General features: G+C 74.2%; 11 protein-coding genes and 1 tRNA gene. 9 read left to right on the top strand and 3 right to left on the bottom strand.

The window, feature by feature from the left end:
* Positions 1 to 255: 255 nt before the first annotated feature.
* The 7 genes from ACWFNE_RS18610 to ACWFNE_RS18580 all read left to right on the top strand — a co-directional run bounded on the left by ACWFNE_RS18610 (position 256) and on the right by ACWFNE_RS18580 (position 9,091).
* Positions 256 to 328 (top strand) — tRNA-Arg (locus tag ACWFNE_RS18610).
* Positions 329 to 776: 448 nt separating this feature from the next.
* A complete protein-coding gene (locus tag ACWFNE_RS18605; protein WP_452123906.1) occupies positions 777 to 2,930 on the top strand; it encodes a DEAD/DEAH box helicase in 2,154 nt (717 codons plus the stop codon).
* Between the two features lie 233 nt (positions 2,931 to 3,163).
* Positions 3,164 to 4,774, top strand: a complete 1,611-nt coding sequence (locus ACWFNE_RS18600) for a beta-1,3-glucanase family protein (RefSeq protein WP_452123905.1) — start codon at positions 3,164 to 3,166, stop codon at positions 4,772 to 4,774.
* A gap of 180 nt (positions 4,775 to 4,954) precedes the next feature.
* Positions 4,955 to 6,643, top strand: a complete 1,689-nt coding sequence (locus ACWFNE_RS18595; protein WP_452123904.1) for a cation:proton antiporter domain-containing protein — start codon at positions 4,955 to 4,957, stop codon at positions 6,641 to 6,643.
* 110 nt (positions 6,644 to 6,753) lie between these two features.
* Entirely contained in the window at positions 6,754 to 7,704 is a 951-nt protein-coding gene (locus ACWFNE_RS18590; RefSeq protein ID WP_452123903.1) for a DUF808 domain-containing protein, read from the top strand.
* Between the two features lie 85 nt (positions 7,705 to 7,789).
* Positions 7,790 to 8,224, top strand: coding sequence for a hypothetical protein (locus ACWFNE_RS18585; RefSeq protein ID WP_452123902.1), 435 nt, complete (start codon positions 7,790 to 7,792; stop codon positions 8,222 to 8,224).
* A gap of 105 nt (positions 8,225 to 8,329) precedes the next feature.
* On the top strand, positions 8,330 to 9,091 hold the full coding sequence (locus tag ACWFNE_RS18580; RefSeq protein WP_452123901.1) for a deoxyribonuclease IV: 762 nt from the start codon (positions 8,330 to 8,332) through the stop codon (positions 9,089 to 9,091).
* Positions 9,092 to 9,245: 154 nt separating this feature from the next.
* Here ACWFNE_RS18580 and dinB read toward each other — a convergent pair whose 3' ends face one another.
* From dinB to ACWFNE_RS18565, 3 genes are all read right to left on the bottom strand, one after another.
* On the bottom strand, positions 9,246 to 10,505 hold the full coding sequence (dinB, locus tag ACWFNE_RS18575; RefSeq protein WP_452123900.1) for a DNA polymerase IV: 1,260 nt from the start codon (positions 10,503 to 10,505) through the stop codon (positions 9,246 to 9,248).
* A 90-nt stretch (positions 10,506 to 10,595) separates the two neighbouring features.
* Positions 10,596 to 11,096, bottom strand: a complete 501-nt coding sequence (locus tag ACWFNE_RS18570) for a type IV pilin protein (RefSeq protein ID WP_452123899.1) — start codon at positions 11,094 to 11,096, stop codon at positions 10,596 to 10,598.
* A gap of 183 nt (positions 11,097 to 11,279) precedes the next feature.
* Positions 11,280 to 11,813, bottom strand: a complete 534-nt coding sequence (locus ACWFNE_RS18565) for a hypothetical protein (protein WP_452123898.1) — start codon at positions 11,811 to 11,813, stop codon at positions 11,280 to 11,282.
* Between the two features lie 224 nt (positions 11,814 to 12,037).
* On the opposite strand from ACWFNE_RS18565, the gene ACWFNE_RS18560 reads away from it, so the two are divergent.
* Positions 12,038 to 12,697, top strand: coding sequence for a TetR/AcrR family transcriptional regulator (locus tag ACWFNE_RS18560; RefSeq protein WP_452123897.1), 660 nt, complete (start codon positions 12,038 to 12,040; stop codon positions 12,695 to 12,697).
* A gap of 93 nt (positions 12,698 to 12,790) precedes the next feature.
* Positions 12,791 to 15,388 carry an MMPL family transporter gene (locus ACWFNE_RS18555; protein WP_452123896.1) on the top strand — a complete coding sequence of 866 codons (2,598 nt, stop codon included), beginning with the start codon at positions 12,791 to 12,793 and terminating at the stop codon, positions 15,386 to 15,388.
* Positions 15,389 to 15,419 lie beyond the last annotated feature (31 nt).

Raw genomic sequence — 15,419 nt, 5'->3', positions numbered from 1 at the left:
CCCTTGTAGTTCGTTCCTCCCCCCCCTCTCCCCCCCCCCCCCGCCCCTTCCCCTCCCCCCCCCCCCCCCCACGTCCGGGCTCCGCTCGCGCCGGTCCCCGATGTCCGTCTCTTCTGCGACGCAGTCCGAGCGACGCGGTCCGGCCCACGCTGTCCGGGCGAGCAGTTCGCGCGAACCCTCGGCGCTCGGCGCAGCACGTCGAGCCGGTAGGCTCGTCGGCGTCCCGCCGCGGCAGTCCGCGCGACGGAGGCCCCCGCGCCTGTAGCTCAGGGGATAGAGCACCGCTCTCCTAAAGCGGGTGTCGGCAGTTCGAATCTGCCCAGGCGCACCGACGGTGCAGAACGCGGCGGCTGGCTCGGCCGGCCGGAGCGTCACCGTCGCCGGGCGGCGCGCCGTCGCCGACCGGCCGCGACGTGTCCCACGTTGCCGATAGTCTGTCGGTGTACGTGGGCGGCCTAGCGGTCGACGCCGGTCGGCTCGCCCCGGACGGACGAACGACTCCCCGCGCCGATCCCGTCGAGCGCAGGTGGTCGTCGCCCGCGAGTCCCGGGCGTCGTGACGACACCCGGACCACCGCCGCCGGCCGCGTCCTGCGGACCTGTGTCGTGCACCCGACGTGCGCGTGCGGTCGGTCACGCGGCGGAACGGGGGCCGACCTGTCCCGGCCCGACCGGGCGGCGCGGAACCCTGCGTCGGCGACCGCCGTCGTCGCCGGAGGTGCAGGGCAGTGCAGTGCGGTGCAGTCGCCCGCACCGCGAACGCTTGAAGGAGGACATGTGGCCCGAGCAGGCCAGCGCCGGTCCGGTCGTGCGCGCCCCGAGCCGGCCGCGGCACCGCGTCGCCGTGGCGCCCAGCGCCCCACCGAGGAGGGCCTGATCCCGGTTCTCGCGGGGGTCGCCCGGGAGGTCGACAGCGCCGTGCAGCGGCCGCCGACCAGGCCCGCGATCCGCACGAAGTTCCAGGTCGTGGCGCTGTTGGTCCGCGAGGAGCGGACGCGGGTCAAGGGTGACTCCACGCTCGGCGAGGCGAAGCGGACCCAGGAGCTCAAGCGGCTCGACGGGGTCGCGACGATGCTCGCCAAGACCGCCGCCCGGGACACGTCGCTGCTCGCGCTGCTCGCTGAGGACGCCAAGGTCACCGAGGCGGCGCGCGCGTTCAAGGCGACGGTCCTGCGCGCCGGGGGGATCGAGCCGCCCGACGAGCCCGAGCCCACGCCACCGCCCGCGCCGGTCGCGGGTGCGGAGAACCGCGTCGTCCCGCGGTCGGTCATCTCGCGTCAGCTCGCGAACCCGTTCCTCGCGCCGGACTTCGAGGCCGCGGCGCAGCGGACGGCGGCCCGTCCCCGGCGGCTCGCCGGCTGGGAGCTGCTCGAGCCGCTGTTCCGGTCGTTCGCCGAGGCTGCCGCCGGCGCGCCCGCGTGCATGCCGCTGCCCGAGCCCCGCGCCGTGCGCGTCCCGCTGGGCCGGGAGCTCATGCCGCACCAGGCGCAGGTCGTCGCCGCCACCGCGCGTGGCCACCGCACGTTCCTGCTCGCCGACGAGCCCGGTCTGGGCAAGACCGCGCAGGCGCTGCTCGCCGCGCAGGCCGCCGACGCGTTCCCCCTGCTCGTCGTGGTCCCGAACGTCGTCAAGACGAACTGGGCGCACGAGGTGGGCATGTGGATGCCGCACCGGCGGGCCACCGTCGTGCACGGGGACGGCGAGCAGGTCGACGGGTTCGCGGACGTCGTCATCGTGAACTACGAGCTCCTGGACCGGCACGTCGGCTGGCTCGGTGACCTGGGCTTCCGCGGGATGGTCGTCGACGAGGCGCACTTCATCAAGAACAAGACGTCGCAGCGCTCGCGGCACGTGCTGTCCCTCTCGGAGCGGATCCGCGAGCGCGTCGCCCGCCCGCTGCTCATGGCGCTCACGGGCACGCCGCTCATCAACGACATCGAGGACTTCCGGGCGATCTGGCAGCTGCTCGGCTGGATCGACGACAAGCAGCCGCTCGGCGCGCTGATGACGGCGCTCGAGGAGACCGGGCTGACGCCGGCCGACCCCGGGTTCTACGCGGCGGCGCGCGAGAGCGTGATCGAGATGGGCATCGTGCGCCGGCGCAAGGCCGACGTCGTCGCCGACATCCCGGCCCGCCGCGTCGCGGACCTGCCCGTCGAGCTCGACGGCGCGGTCGGCCGCTCGATCCGCGTCGCGGAGGCCGCGCTGTCCCGCCGGCTCGTCGAGCGCTACCGGTCGGTCGTCGAGTCGCGCGCGGCGGAGGGCGTGCCCGACGGGATCGACCTCGAGCTCGCGCGCCGCGTGGCCGCGTCGGAGCTCAAGGACTCGAGCTCGAAGGCCGGCGGCGAGAACGTCTTCACGATGGTGCGCCGCATCGGGCAGGCGAAGGCGGGGCTGGCCAGCGACTACGCCGCGCAGCTCGCCCGCAACGTCGGCAAGGTCGTGTTCTTCGCCAAGCACGTCGACGTCATGGACCAGGCGGAGCAGACGTTCGCGGACCGCGGCATCCGCTACGCGTCGATCCGTGGGGACCAGACGCCCCGGGTGCGCGCGAAGAACATCAAGGCGTTCGTCGAGGACCCGGACGTGCAGATCGTCGTGTGCTCGTTGACGGCCGCGGGTGTCGGGCTCAACCTCCAGGTCGCGTCCAACCTCGTGCTCGCGGAGCTGTCCTGGACCGACGCGGAGCAGACGCAGGCCATCGACCGGATCCACCGCATCGGCCAGACCGAGCCGGTCACCGCGTGGCGGATCATCGCCGCGCAGACCATCGACGCGAAGATCGCCGAGCTCATCGACAGCAAGTCGGGGCTCGCGGCGCGGGCGCTCGACGGCGCGGGGGAGGACGACGGCTCGTCGTCCACGGACGTGCAGCTCGAGGCCCTGGTCGCGCTGCTCACGGACGCGCTCGAGGCGGAGGGCATGGGCTGAGTCCCGTGGCGGAGCGCCTGGCGCCGGACGCCGAGGCGATCGCCGGATAACACAAAACCGTCCCCACCTTCGGGCGATAGGCACTTACCGACCTGTATGTCAGTATCGGTGACCACGTGCCCGACGGCGTCGTCCGCACCGGACCACGCCGTCGCGCCAGGGTGCGCAGCGCCGCGTACCCGCACCCGCGTGCTGGACCGCGCGCGGGCTCACCAGGGGGCGAAGGGAAGACGATGCATCAACTTCGGAAGTGGCTGACCGTGCTGGTCGCGGGGGCCGTCTGCGTCATGGGGGCCGCGACGCCGGTCGCCGCGCTCGGGCCCGACCGGCTGCCGATCACGGTCGCGAACCAGTCCGGGCGGGGCGAGCAGGTGTTCGTGCACGTGCTCGGCACCAACCTTGCGACCGGCAAGCTCGGCTGGGTCGACGGCGGCGGCACGTTCCGCGCCTGGCCCGCGGGCAGCAACCCGCCCTCGCCCGCGCCGGACAGCGCGATCGCCGGACCCGCCAACGGCGGGGCGGTCACCGTGCAGGTCCCGCGCGGCTTCTCGGGCCGCATCTACTTCTCGTTCGGTACGAAGCTGCCGTTCTCGCTGACGCCGGGCGGCGTCGTGCAGCCCGCGCCCTGGGCGGCGGGCGACCCCACCCGCGACATGCTGTTCGACTGGAGCGAGCTCACCTACAACGACTCCGGGCTGTGGCTCAACAGCTCGCAGGTCGACATGTTCGCCGTCCCGCACTCCGTGAGCGTCACCGGCGCCTCGGGGGCCACGCGCACGACCGGCAAGCTCGTCGCGAACGGCCGCCAGCAGGTCATCGACGCGCTCCGCGCCGACGCCGCCTTCGCGCGCAGCGTCGTCACGCGCTCCGACGGCACCGTGCTGCGCGTGCTCGCCCCCGGCAAGGCCGCTGGCGCGGGCCTGCTCAGCGCGACCTACCTCGACGGGTACATCGCGTCGGCGTGGAACGCGTACACCTCGCGCACCCTCACGGTGCAGCCGTTCGGCGACCGCCCCGAGGTCCGCTACACGGGCCGCACGTCCGGCACGACGCTGCGCTTCACCGACACCTCGGGCCGTGAGGTCGCCGTGTTCCCGCGGCCGTCCTCGTCGGACGTCTGGGGCTGCGACGGTGCGCTGCACGCGCCGAACGACCAGGTCGTCGGCCCGATCGCCCGCACGCTGTGCGCCGCGCTGTTCCGCGGGACGCTCGGCGCGAGCTCGACCGAGCCCGTCCTCGACGCCGGCCAGTTCTACCGCTCGACGCCCCCGAACCTGTACGGGCGCGTCATCCACGCGGCGATGACCGACGGCCGCGCGTACGCGTTCGCGTTCGACGACGTGGGCGCGTTCGAGTCCCTCGTGCACGACGGCGACCCGCGCAGCGCGCGCATCGACCTCACGCCGTTCGGTGCGGGCACCGGTGGCGGCGGTGGCGGTGGCGGTGCGACGACCGGGACCGGCGCCGTGACCTCCGGCGTCGCGGGCAAGTGCCTCGACGTCGCGAGCGCCAACAGCGCCAACGGCACCGCGGTGCAGCTCTGGGAGTGCAACGGCACGAACGCCCAGCGCTGGACGTTCGGCACCGACGGCACGCTGCGTGCCCTCGGCAAGTGCCTCGACGTCGCGGACTGGGGCACGGCGAACGGTGCCAAGGTCCAGCTCTGGGACTGCGCCCCCGGCCAGTCGAACCAGACCTGGGTGCGGGACGGCAGCTCGTACCGCAACCCCGCGTCGGGCAAGTGCCTCGACAACCCGTCGAACGGGAGCGCGAACGGCAACCGGACCCAGATCTGGACCTGCTACAACAACGACGCGCAGCGCTGGTCGGTCCCGGGCGCCTGACCGGACCGACCGACCCCGGCGGCAGCGTCGCCGGGCACGACCGCCGGCCCCGACCCCGGGCCGGTGCCACGCGAGGACGCGGCGGCCGCACGTGCGACCGCCGCGTCCTCGCGCGTCCGGGCGGGTGGGTACCCGGTCGGCGCGCAGCCGCGCGACAATGACGCACCGAGGGGGGTGCGCATGGAGCTGGGCCTGTATCTCGCGGCGGCCGTGGTCGGCGGCCTGCTCGCCACCGCCGTACGGCTCCCGCCGCTCGTCGGCTACCTCGTCGCCGGGTTCGCGCTCGGCGCGGCGGGGGCGCCCGTGCCCGCGGGGCTCGACGAGGTGGCGCAGCTCGGCGTCGTGCTGCTGCTGTTCGCGATCGGGCTGAAGTTCGACGTGCGGACGCTGCTGCGCCGCGAGATCTGGCTCACCACGAGCGTCCACATCGTCCTGTCGACCGCCGTGACGATCGGCTTCCTGGGGCTGCTCGCGCTCGTCGGCCCCGCGCTCGTGGCGGACGAGCCGCTCGGCGGGCTCGCGCTCGTCGGCTTCGCGCTGTCGTTCTCCTCGACCGTGTTCGTCGTCAAGGTGCTCGAGGACCGCTCCGACGCGACGTCGCTGTACGGGCGCATCGCGGTGGGTCTGCTCGTCATGCAGGACGTCGTGGCCGTCGTGTTCATGTCGCTCTCGGGCGGCGAGGTGCCGAGCCCGTGGGCGCTCGCGCTCGTGCTCGTCGTGCCCGCCGCGTGGCCGCTGCACCGGATCTGGGACCACATCGGGCACGGGGAGCTGCAGGCGCTCTTCGGGGTGACGGTCGCCGTGGCGATGGGCTGGGGTCTGTTCGAGGCGGCGGGGGTGCACGGCGAGCTCGGGGCGCTGCTCATGGGCGTGCTCCTCGCGAAGCACCCGGGCGCCTCGGAGATGTCGCGGTCGCTCATGACGTTCAAGGACCTCATGCTCGTCGCGTTCTTCCTCCAGATCGGGCTGCACGGCCGCCCGGGCGTCACCGAGCTGCTGCTCGCCGTCGCGCTGCTCGCGGTGCTGCCCCTCCAGGTCGCGTTCTACGCCGTGCTGCTCTGGGCCATGCGGCTGCGACGGCGCACCGCGTTCCTCACCGGGCTCGTCCTGGCCAACTTCTCCGAGTTCGGCATCATCGTCGCGGTCGTCGGCGCCGCGGGCGGGCTGCTCGACGAGCGGTGGGTGGTCGTCGTCTCCCTCGCCGTCGCCATCAGCTTCGCGGTGTCCGCCCTCGTCAACCGCCGCGGCGTCGAGCTCGCCACCAGCATGGTCAAGCTCCTGCCGCACCACAGCACGCACGAGCTGCACCCCGACGACCGCCTCGTCGACGTCGGGCACTCCGACGCCCTCGTCCTCGGGCTCGGGCGCATCGGCGCCGCGACGTACGAGCAGCTGCGCGACGGGTACGGGCTCTCGGTCGTCGGCGTCGAGCACGACCCGGCGCGGGTCACCGAGCTCTCCGCGCGGGGCTTCGACGTGCTGCGCGCCGACGCGACCGACCTCGAGTTCTGGGCGCGCGTGCGGCGCGCGGGGCGCGTCCAGATGGTCGTGCTCGCGATGCCGTTCCACAACGCGAACCTCATCGCGCTGGCCCGGCTGCAGAAGGCCGGGTTCACGGGCAGGGTCGCGGCCGTCGCGCGGTACGACGACGACGTCGACGAGCTGCGCCGGCACGGGGCCGACGCCGTGTTCCACCTCTACGGCTCCGCGGGCACCGCCCTGGCCGACCACGCCGCCGAGGCGCTGCTGCACCGCGACGCCGCGCGCACGCACGACCCCGAGGTGCTGCGGGTGCCCGACCCCGACGCCCAGGCGCCCGAGCCCGCCCCGGACACCGTCCCGAGGGTCGCCCCGAAGGTCGCCGACTGAGCCGGCGGCGCTCGTCGTCACGTGCACCGCACGGCACCGGACGGACGCGCCGACCCGCCCGCCGGGTGGCACGCTAGGCCCCCACGGCACCACGAACGAGGGAGACCCCCATGCCCGGCGGTTTGGCTGCACTGCTCGACGACATCGCGGCGCTCGCGAAGCTCGCGGCGGCGTCGGTGGACGACGTCGGCGCCGCCGCGGGCCGCGCCAGCGCCAAGGCCGCGGGCGTCGTGATCGACGACACCGCGGTCACCCCGCGCTACGTGAGCGGCTTCACGCCCGACCGCGAGCTCCCCATGATCCGGCGCATCGCCGTCGGGTCGCTGCGCAACAAGCTCCTGTTCATCCTGCCCGCCGCGCTGCTGCTCAGTCAGTTCCTGCCCTGGCTGCTCACGCCGATCCTCATGGTCGGCGGCACGTACCTCGCGTTCGAGGGCGCGGAGAAGATCTGGGAGCTGGTCAGCGGCCACTCGAAGCACGAGACGGCGGCCCCGGCCGTCGACCAGGGGCCCGACACCGAGAAGAAGATGACCGCCGGCGCGATCCGCACCGACTTCATCCTGTCCGCCGAGATCATGGTCATCGCGCTCAACGAGGTCGCCGACGAGCCGCTCGTGTCGCGCGCGCTCATCCTCGTGGTCGTCGCGCTCGCCATCACGGCGCTCGTCTACGGCGTCGTCGCGCTGATCGTGAAGATGGACGACATCGGGCTCAGCCTCGCCCGCAACAAGAGCGGCGGCGTCGCGTCGTTCGGGCGCTTCCTCGTGCAGGCCATGCCCAAGGTGCTCGCGGTGCTCTCGACCGTCGGGATCGTCGCGATGCTCTGGGTCGGTGGGCACATCCTGCTGGTCGGGGTCGACGAGCTCGGCTGGCACGGGCTGTACGACCTCGTGCACCACGCCGAGGAGGCCGTGCACGGCGTCTCCGGGATCGGCGGGTTCCTGGCGTGGCTCGTCAACACCCTCGCGTCGGCGCTCGTCGGGCTCGTGGTCGGGGCCGTCGTCGTCGCGGTCATGCACGTGATCCCGCGCAAGAAGGGCCACGCGGCGGCGGCGCACTGACGGGCGGGTGGGCCCGGTCCGCCCGGTTGCCCGCACGCGCCGGCGCGTCGCTCAAGTCGCGCGCCCGACGCGTCGACAGTCACGCATGGGCTTCTTCCGACGGAACCGTGACCGCACCCCCGCACCGGCCACCGAGCCCTCACCCGAGGTCCAGGCGCTCGCGTCCTTCGCGCTCGGGCACGCCGTGCACTCGATCGTCCCCGAGGGCGGACCGCTGATCCCGTTCTGCCTGCTCGAGGACGCGGACGGCGGGCGGTCGCTCCACCGGTTCGTCGGCGAGCTCGGCGAGTCCGTCGAGCGTGCCCGCGAGCACGTCCGGGCGTCCGGTGCGGTGCGGGCCGCGGTCGCGTGGGACGGGTACCTCACGGCGGACGGGACCCGGACGGACGCGCTGTTCGTCGAGGCGTCCGACGCCGGGCGGTCGAGCGTGGTCCTCGCGCAGCGGTACTCGCCGGTGCCGGGCCGGACGGCCCCGGTGGGCGAGCCGGTGACCGTCGAGCGGGGCGCGCCGCTGCTCTGAGCGGCCGCCCGCCGCCCGGGAGGTCGACGGCACCTCTCCCGCGCGGCGCGGAGTCGGTGGCAGCGTCTAGCCTGGCGCGAGACCCCGCCGACGGAAGGACCGCGCATGGCGCTGATCGGAGCACACGTCCGGGACGACGACCCCGTCGCCGCTGCCGGGGAGGTCGAGGCGGAGGCCGTGCAGTTCTTCCTCGCCAACCCCCAGGGCTGGAAGAAGCCGGTGCCGCGTGACGACGCCGAGGCGCTCACCGGCTCCGACCTGCGCCTCTACGCGCACGCGCCCTACCTGGTCAACGTGGCGTCGACCAACAACAAGATCCGCATCCCGAGCCGCAAGATGATCGCCGACCACGCGGCGGCTGCGGCGGTCCTCGGGGTCAGCGGGCTGATCGTGCACGGCGGGCACGTCGCCGACGGGGACGACATCGCCGTCGGCGTCGACAACTGGCGCAAGACGTTCGAGCGCGCGACGTTCCCCGTCCCGGTCCTCGTCGAGAACACCGCCGGCGGGGAGAACGCGTGCGCGCGCACGCTCGACCGCCTCGCGATGCTGTGGGACGCGATCGGGGAGTACGAGGTCGGCTTCTGCCTCGACACGTGCCACGCGTGGGCCGCGGGGGAGGACCTCGAGACGCTCGTCGAGCGCGTCCTGGCGATCACCGGGCGCATCGACCTCGTGCACGCGAACAGCTCGCGCGACCCCGCCGGGTCGAGCCGCGACCGGCACGCGAACTTCGCGACGGGGACCATCCCGCCCGAGCTCATCGCGCACGTCGTCCGCGAGGCCGGGTGCGACGCGGTCGTCGAGACGCCGGCCGAGCGGCAGGCGGAGGACATCGCGTTCCTGCGGGCGGCGCTCGCGGGCTGACCGCGGCGCCCCACCGGAGGCAGGTGGGCGCGGAGCGACGCTGCTCTGCCGGCGCGTGCCGGGCAGTCCGCCGCTGTGTGCCCGTGCGTGCGTGCTGGTGACTCGCGCGAGAGTCGGGGCAGGGGACCGTGGGCCGGCCGTCGGCAGCGGTCGCTCAGAGGTCGTGCTCCGCGAGCTCGCGGAACTCGTCGGGCACCGCTGCCCCGCGCCGGAGGACGGCGGGCAGGTAGCCGACCGCGTCGCCGCCGAACCGCGTCCGGATCCGGTCCATCGACCCGTCGACGGCCCGCCGGGCCGAGCCGGTCGGTGACCCCGGGCGCCACGGGTCCTCGGGGCGCAGGTCGAGCTCGGGCTGCACGATCAGCTGGTCGACGACGTTCGACACCGAGATGCCGAGCAGCGTGATCTCGGTGCCGGGGGGTGCGTCGTGGATCGCGGACCACGCGAGGTGCTCGGCGACCTCGGTCATGGTGAGCGTGCTCGCGACGGGCTGCGACAGCGTCCGGGAGCGGGTCACGGACGTCATGCCGGCGAACCGCACGCGCACCGTGACCGTGCGCCCGGCCCGGTCCTTGGCCCGCAGGCGGCGCGAGACGCGGTCCGCGAGGTGCGCGAGCACGGCCCGGACGTCCTCGACCTCGGGCGTGCGCCGGCCCAGGGCCGACTGCGCGCCGACCGAGCGCGCGCGGCGGTCCGTCACGACGCGGCGCGGGTCCTCGTCGTGCGCCATCGCGCTCAGCTTGTGACCGACGGCGTGCCCGAGCAGGTGCTCGACCGCCGACGACGGGGTCTCGGCGAGCTGGCCGATCGTGCGGATCCCGCGCTCGGCGAGCCGCTGCTGGTGCACGGGTCCGACACCCCAGATGAGCCCGACGGGCAGCGGGTCGAGGAACTCGCGCTCCGTGCCGGGATGCACGACGACGAGCCCGTCGGGCTTCGCGACCTGCGACGCGATCTTCGCGAGGTGCTTGGTCCGCGCGGCACCCACCGAGATGGGCAGCCCGATGTCGCCGCGCACGCGCTCGCGGATCAGCGCGGCGATCGTCTCGGGCGGCCCGAACAGGTGCGTCGCGCCGGACACGTCGAGGAACGCCTCGTCGATCGAGATGCGCTCGACGAGCGGCGTGACGTCGCGCAGCACCTCCATCACGGCGTCGCCGAAGCGCTGGTACTCCCCGAAGTGCCCGCGCACGAACGTCAGCGCCGGGCACAGCCTCGCCGCGCGCCAGCCGGGCATGCCGCCCTGCACCCCGAACGCCTTTGCCTCGTAGGACGCGGCGAGCACGACGCCCCCGTTCGGCCCACCGCCCACGGCGATCGGGCGGCGGCGGAGGGCGGGGTCGAGCAGCTGTTCGACCGACGCGTAGAACGCGTCGAGATCAGCGTGCAGGATCGTCGCGCCGCCGACGGGCATGGCACCACGATAGTCGAACAGGTGTTCGAAGCCGAGTGCCGCGTCGGGTGATCCCGCCGCCGCGCGCGTCGCCGGGCGGTCCGCCAGCTGTCAGCAGGGCTGGTCGGACACCCCGGCCGGCGTCGCCCAGTGCGTCGGCTCCTCGTCTCCCGCGCCCGCGGCGATGCAGTACGTGTCCGTCGTCGCGCTCCGCACCCACGTGTAGGTCTCGGTCCCCGCCTCGAACCCGGCGGCCGCGAGCGCCGCGGGGTCGTCCGTGTAGGTGCCCTGCGCGACGCGGACCGTCTCCTGCGCGATCATCGCGCTCTGCAGCACCGCGTGCAGCTCCGCGTCGACGGCCTTGTCGCGCTGGTTGAGGAACACCGGGATGGCGACGGCGGCGAGGATGCCCAGCACGATCGGCACTCCCACGGCGCACGCCAGCACGATCGCGACGATCTTGCCGGTCGACGGCCCGCTCCGCGGTCCCCGCGCTCCGTGCGCCGCGACGGGCTGCCACTGCGCGCCGTCCCACCACCAGCGGCCGTCGGGGCTCAGCGCCGGCGACCCTCCGGGGTGGTGCGGGTTCTGCAGGCCGGTCGGGTAGGTCACGGGTGCACTCCTTGCTCGACGCCGCCGGGGTGGCGGCCCCGGGGTCATCGGCGAGGGCGCCGGTGCGCGTGAGCGGCGACGGGGTAAGTCACCCGGACGCGGCTCCGGCGCGCCTGACCGCGTGGCACGGCGCCGGCCGCGAGCCCGCGCGGGGCGGGCGTCGCGGCCGGTGGTGGGTGACGGTCAGTCGCCGACGTTGCCCTCGTCGATCCGGACCACCTTGGAGTCCGTGATCGCCATCAGGTCGAGGTCGTCGTCGCCGCGCGCGTAGTAGACGCGGGCGCTGACGCCGATCTCCCGGTAGGTCGAGCTCACGAGGCCGCGGCCCTCGTCGAACGTGAGCTCGGGCGCCGGGACGGAGTTCGTCACGGTGATCTCGCCCGGGAGCGACCGGGTCGCGAAGTCGACCGTGTAGTCGGGCGGGATCGAGAACGTGCTCTGGCCGACGGGGGAGGAGTCGTCGCTGAAGCCCTTGAACCACGAGACCGTGACGCGGTTCGTCTGCTTCGACTGGTTGGTGACCGTGACCACGGTGGCCGACCGGACGCGGCCGCCCGTCTGGGAGTTCATGTACGTCACGAGGTAGCGCGGGCCGCCCCGCACGAGGATGCCGGTGAGGTCCTCCAGGTGACCCAGCTCGATCGCCTGCTCGAGGCGGCGCGCGGCGCGCCCCTCAGTGGGTGCGTGCGGACCCTTGGTGTTCAGCTTGCTCGCCATCTGTCCTGCTCCTTCGGGTGCGGCCCGGCGGGGTCTCACCCGGCGAGGGCCGCTGTGCCGGGGGAGCAGGCGGGCGGCGTCGTGTGCTCCGCGCGCTGCCTGGACCGACGGGCGAGCGGCGCCGCTGATACGCGTGAGCGCCCGGTTCGTCCCGATTTCATCCGCGCAGGCTTCATCCGCCTCGTGGGTGCACTCGGTGCAGCGTTGCACCTAGTGTAGGAACCGTGACCGACCCGTCGACCGACCGCCGCGTCGCGCTCAAGGCGCGGCACCGGCAGGCCATCGTCGACGCTGCGGCCGCGCTCATCGCGGAGACCGGCGGGCTCCGGTTCACGATCGACGACCTCGCCCGCCGCGCCGACGTCTCGCGTCGCACCGTGTTCAACCACTTCGCGTCGGTCGACGACATCGTCGCCGAGGTCTTCGGCGACGTCATCGGCACGCTCGTCGCGAGCTACGAGCGCGAGAGCGCGGCGTCGACCGCCGGGCGAGGCGCCGACGGCCGTGCCGTGGTCTTCGACGAGCTCGACCGCGCCGTCCGCTCGACCGACCTCGTCGCCCCCATGGCGTTCCTCACGCAGTCGTTGCGCTCGCACGACGAGCACTCCCCGGCGATCGCGACCGTGCTCCTCCGCGTCCTCGACGCGGCGCGCGGACGCCTCGCCGCCGCCGTCCTCGCGCGGCACCCCGGCGCGGACGTGCTCGACGTGCACCTGCTGGTCAACGCGGTCGTCTCCGGCGTCCTCGTGCTGCACCGGCACTGGGACGCGGCGACCGGGGCGGTCGACGACGCACCCTCGCGCGCCGTCTGGGCCGCCCTCGTCGACCGCCTCCTCGACCGCACCGGCCACGGCTTCGCGGCGGACGACCCCGCCACCTCCTGACCCACCCGCACCCCGCACCCCGCCCCTCCGGCCGGCACCACGCCACCACCGTGACCGACCTCCCGCACGACCGTCCGAAAGGCACACACCCTCATGGCCGAACTCCTCCTGCGCCTCGGGAGCTGGTCCGCCCGGCGCGCCCGCACCGTGGTCACCGCCTGGTTCGTGATCCTGGCGGTCGTCGGGGGTGCGTACGCGCTCCTCGGCGGGACCCTCGCGAGCAGCGTCTCGATCCCCGGGACCCCGACGGCCGAGGTCACCGACCGCCTCGCGCGCGAGCTGCCGGCCGCTGCGGGCGGCACGGCGGGCATCGTGCTGACGACGGACTCCGGGGACGAGCTCACCGCCGAGCAGCGCGAGGGCATCTCGGCGATGGCCGCGGAGGTCGCGGACGTCGAGGGCGTCGAGACGGTCGTCGACCCGTTCGCGACCGAGGCGCAGCGTGCCGAGCAGGCCGCGCAGCTCGAGAACGGCCGCGCGCAGCTGGAGCAGGGCCGCGCCCAGCTCGAGCAGGGGCGTGCGGAGGCCGAGCGGGGCCGCGCCGAGCTCGCGCAGGGGCAGGCGCAGCTCGACGCCGCGCGGGCGCAGCTCGAGGCTGCGGGCGGCGCCGCGCAGGGCGGGGCCGCGGGCGCCGCCCAGCAGGCCGCGCTCGAGGCCCAGCTCGCCGCGCTCGACGCGCAGCAGGCGGCGATCGATGCGGGGGTCGCGGCCGTGGAGGCCGGTGCCGCCGAGATCGAGGCCGGGGAGACCGAGCTCGAGACGCAGGGCGAGCAGCTCGAGCTCGGCGAGGCGCTGCTCGACATGGCCGCGGAGATCCGCACGGTGTCGCAGGACGGCACCGCGGCGGTGCTCACGGTCGTGTTCAGCGCGTCGCAGTTCGAGATCGAGAACGAGACCCGGGAGGCCGTGGTCGAGGCCATCGAGTCCGCAGCCGTCGACGGGGTCGTCGTCGACTACTCGGCCGAGCTCACGAGCGGGGTCCCCGAGCTGCTCGGTGTCGGCGAGGTCGTCGGCGTCGTCGTCGCGGGCGTCGTGCTCGTCGTGATGCTCGGCACGCTCGTCGGTGCCGGGCTGCCGATCCTCGCCGCGCTCGTGGGCGTCGGCATCGGGGCGCTCGGCGCACTGTCGCTCTCGGGCGTCGTCGAGATGAGCTCGGTGACCCCGATGCTCGGCGTCATGCTCGGCCTCGCGGTCGGGATCGACTACTCGCTGTTCATCGTCAACCGGCACCGCCGCCAGCTCAAGGGCGGGTACGACGTCGCGGAGTCCATCGGGCTCGCGAACGGCACGTCCGGCAACGCCGTGGTGTTCGCGGGGATGACGGTGCTCATCGCGCTGCTCGCCCTGAACATCACGGGCATCCCGTTCCTCGGGCAGATGGGCACGGTCGGTGCGATGTGCGTCGCGATCGCGGTGCTCATCGCGGTGACGTTCACGCCCGCGCTGCTCTCGATGCTGGGGCTGCGGGTGCTGAGCGGTCGTGAGCGCGCCCAGCTCGCCGCCGGGTCGGGCGCAGCGGGCACCTCCGCCTCTCCCGCGCCCACCGCGTCCCCGGCCCGGCCGATGTCGACCCCGGGTGCGGTGCTCCGCGCGGTGCTCGCCGTGGCCGCGCTCGTCGTCGTCGCCCTGCCCGCCCTCGAGCTGCGCCTCGGCCTGCCCGACGGGTCGTCCGAGCCGCACGACTCGACGCAGTACCGCGCGTACGCGACCGTCGCCGAGAAGTTCGGCGCGGGTCAGGCCGGCACGCTCGTCGTCGTCGCGGACCTGCCCGGCTCGCCCACCGAGGAGGATCTCCTCGCGTACCAGGTGCAGGTCGGCGAGCAGCTCTTCGCGCAGGACGACGTCGTCGCCGTCGCACCCGTCGGCGCCTCGGAGGACCGGACGGTCGCCGCGTTCCAGGTCGTCCCGGCCGAGGGCCCGACGACCGAGTCGACCGAGGAGCTCGTGCACACGCTCCGCACGCTCTCGCCGCTCGACGGGGACGTCCGCATCGCCGTCGCCGGTCAGGCGAGCGGCAACATCGACATCTCCGACAAGCTCGCCGGCGCGCTGCCCGTGTACCTGGCCGTCGTCGTCGGCCTCTCGATGCTGATCCTCGTGCTCGTGTTCCGGTCGGTGTTCGTGCCGGTCATCGCGACGCTCGGCTTCATCCTGTCGTTCTTCGCGGCGCTCGGTGGCGTCGTGGCGATCTACCAGTGGGGCTGGCTGGGCGGGGTCTTCGGCGTCGAGACGCCCGGGCCGGTGCTGAACTTCCTGCCGACGATCCTCGTCGGCATCCTGTTCGGCCTCGCGATGGACTACATGCTGTTCCTCGGCACGGGCATGCGGGAGGCCTACGCGCACGGAGCCCCGGCGCGCGTCGCCGTCGTCGAGGGCGTGCGCGCCGGCCGGGCTGTCGTGACCGCGGCGGCGATCATCATGGTCTCGGTGTTCGGCGGGTTCGTGTTCTCGCACAGCGCGATGATCCGGCCCATCGGGTTCTCGCTCGCGTTCGGGGTGCTCGTCGACGCGTTCGTCGTGCGCATGACGCTCGTGCCCGCGCTCATGCACCTCGCGGGCGACAAGGCGTGGTGGCTGCCGCGCTGGCTCGACCGGCTGCTGCCCGACGTCGACGTCGAGGGGTCGGCGCTCGAGCGCCGGCACCCGCACGTCGCGCACACGCCGGAGCCCGCGCCCGTCGACGCGCGGTAGGCGGCGCGCCGCCCCGGTCCGGGACGCGACA

It is taken from the genome of Cellulomonas sp. NPDC055163 (genome assembly GCF_053607065.1).
This window is presented reverse-complemented; position numbering and strand designations above follow the sequence as displayed.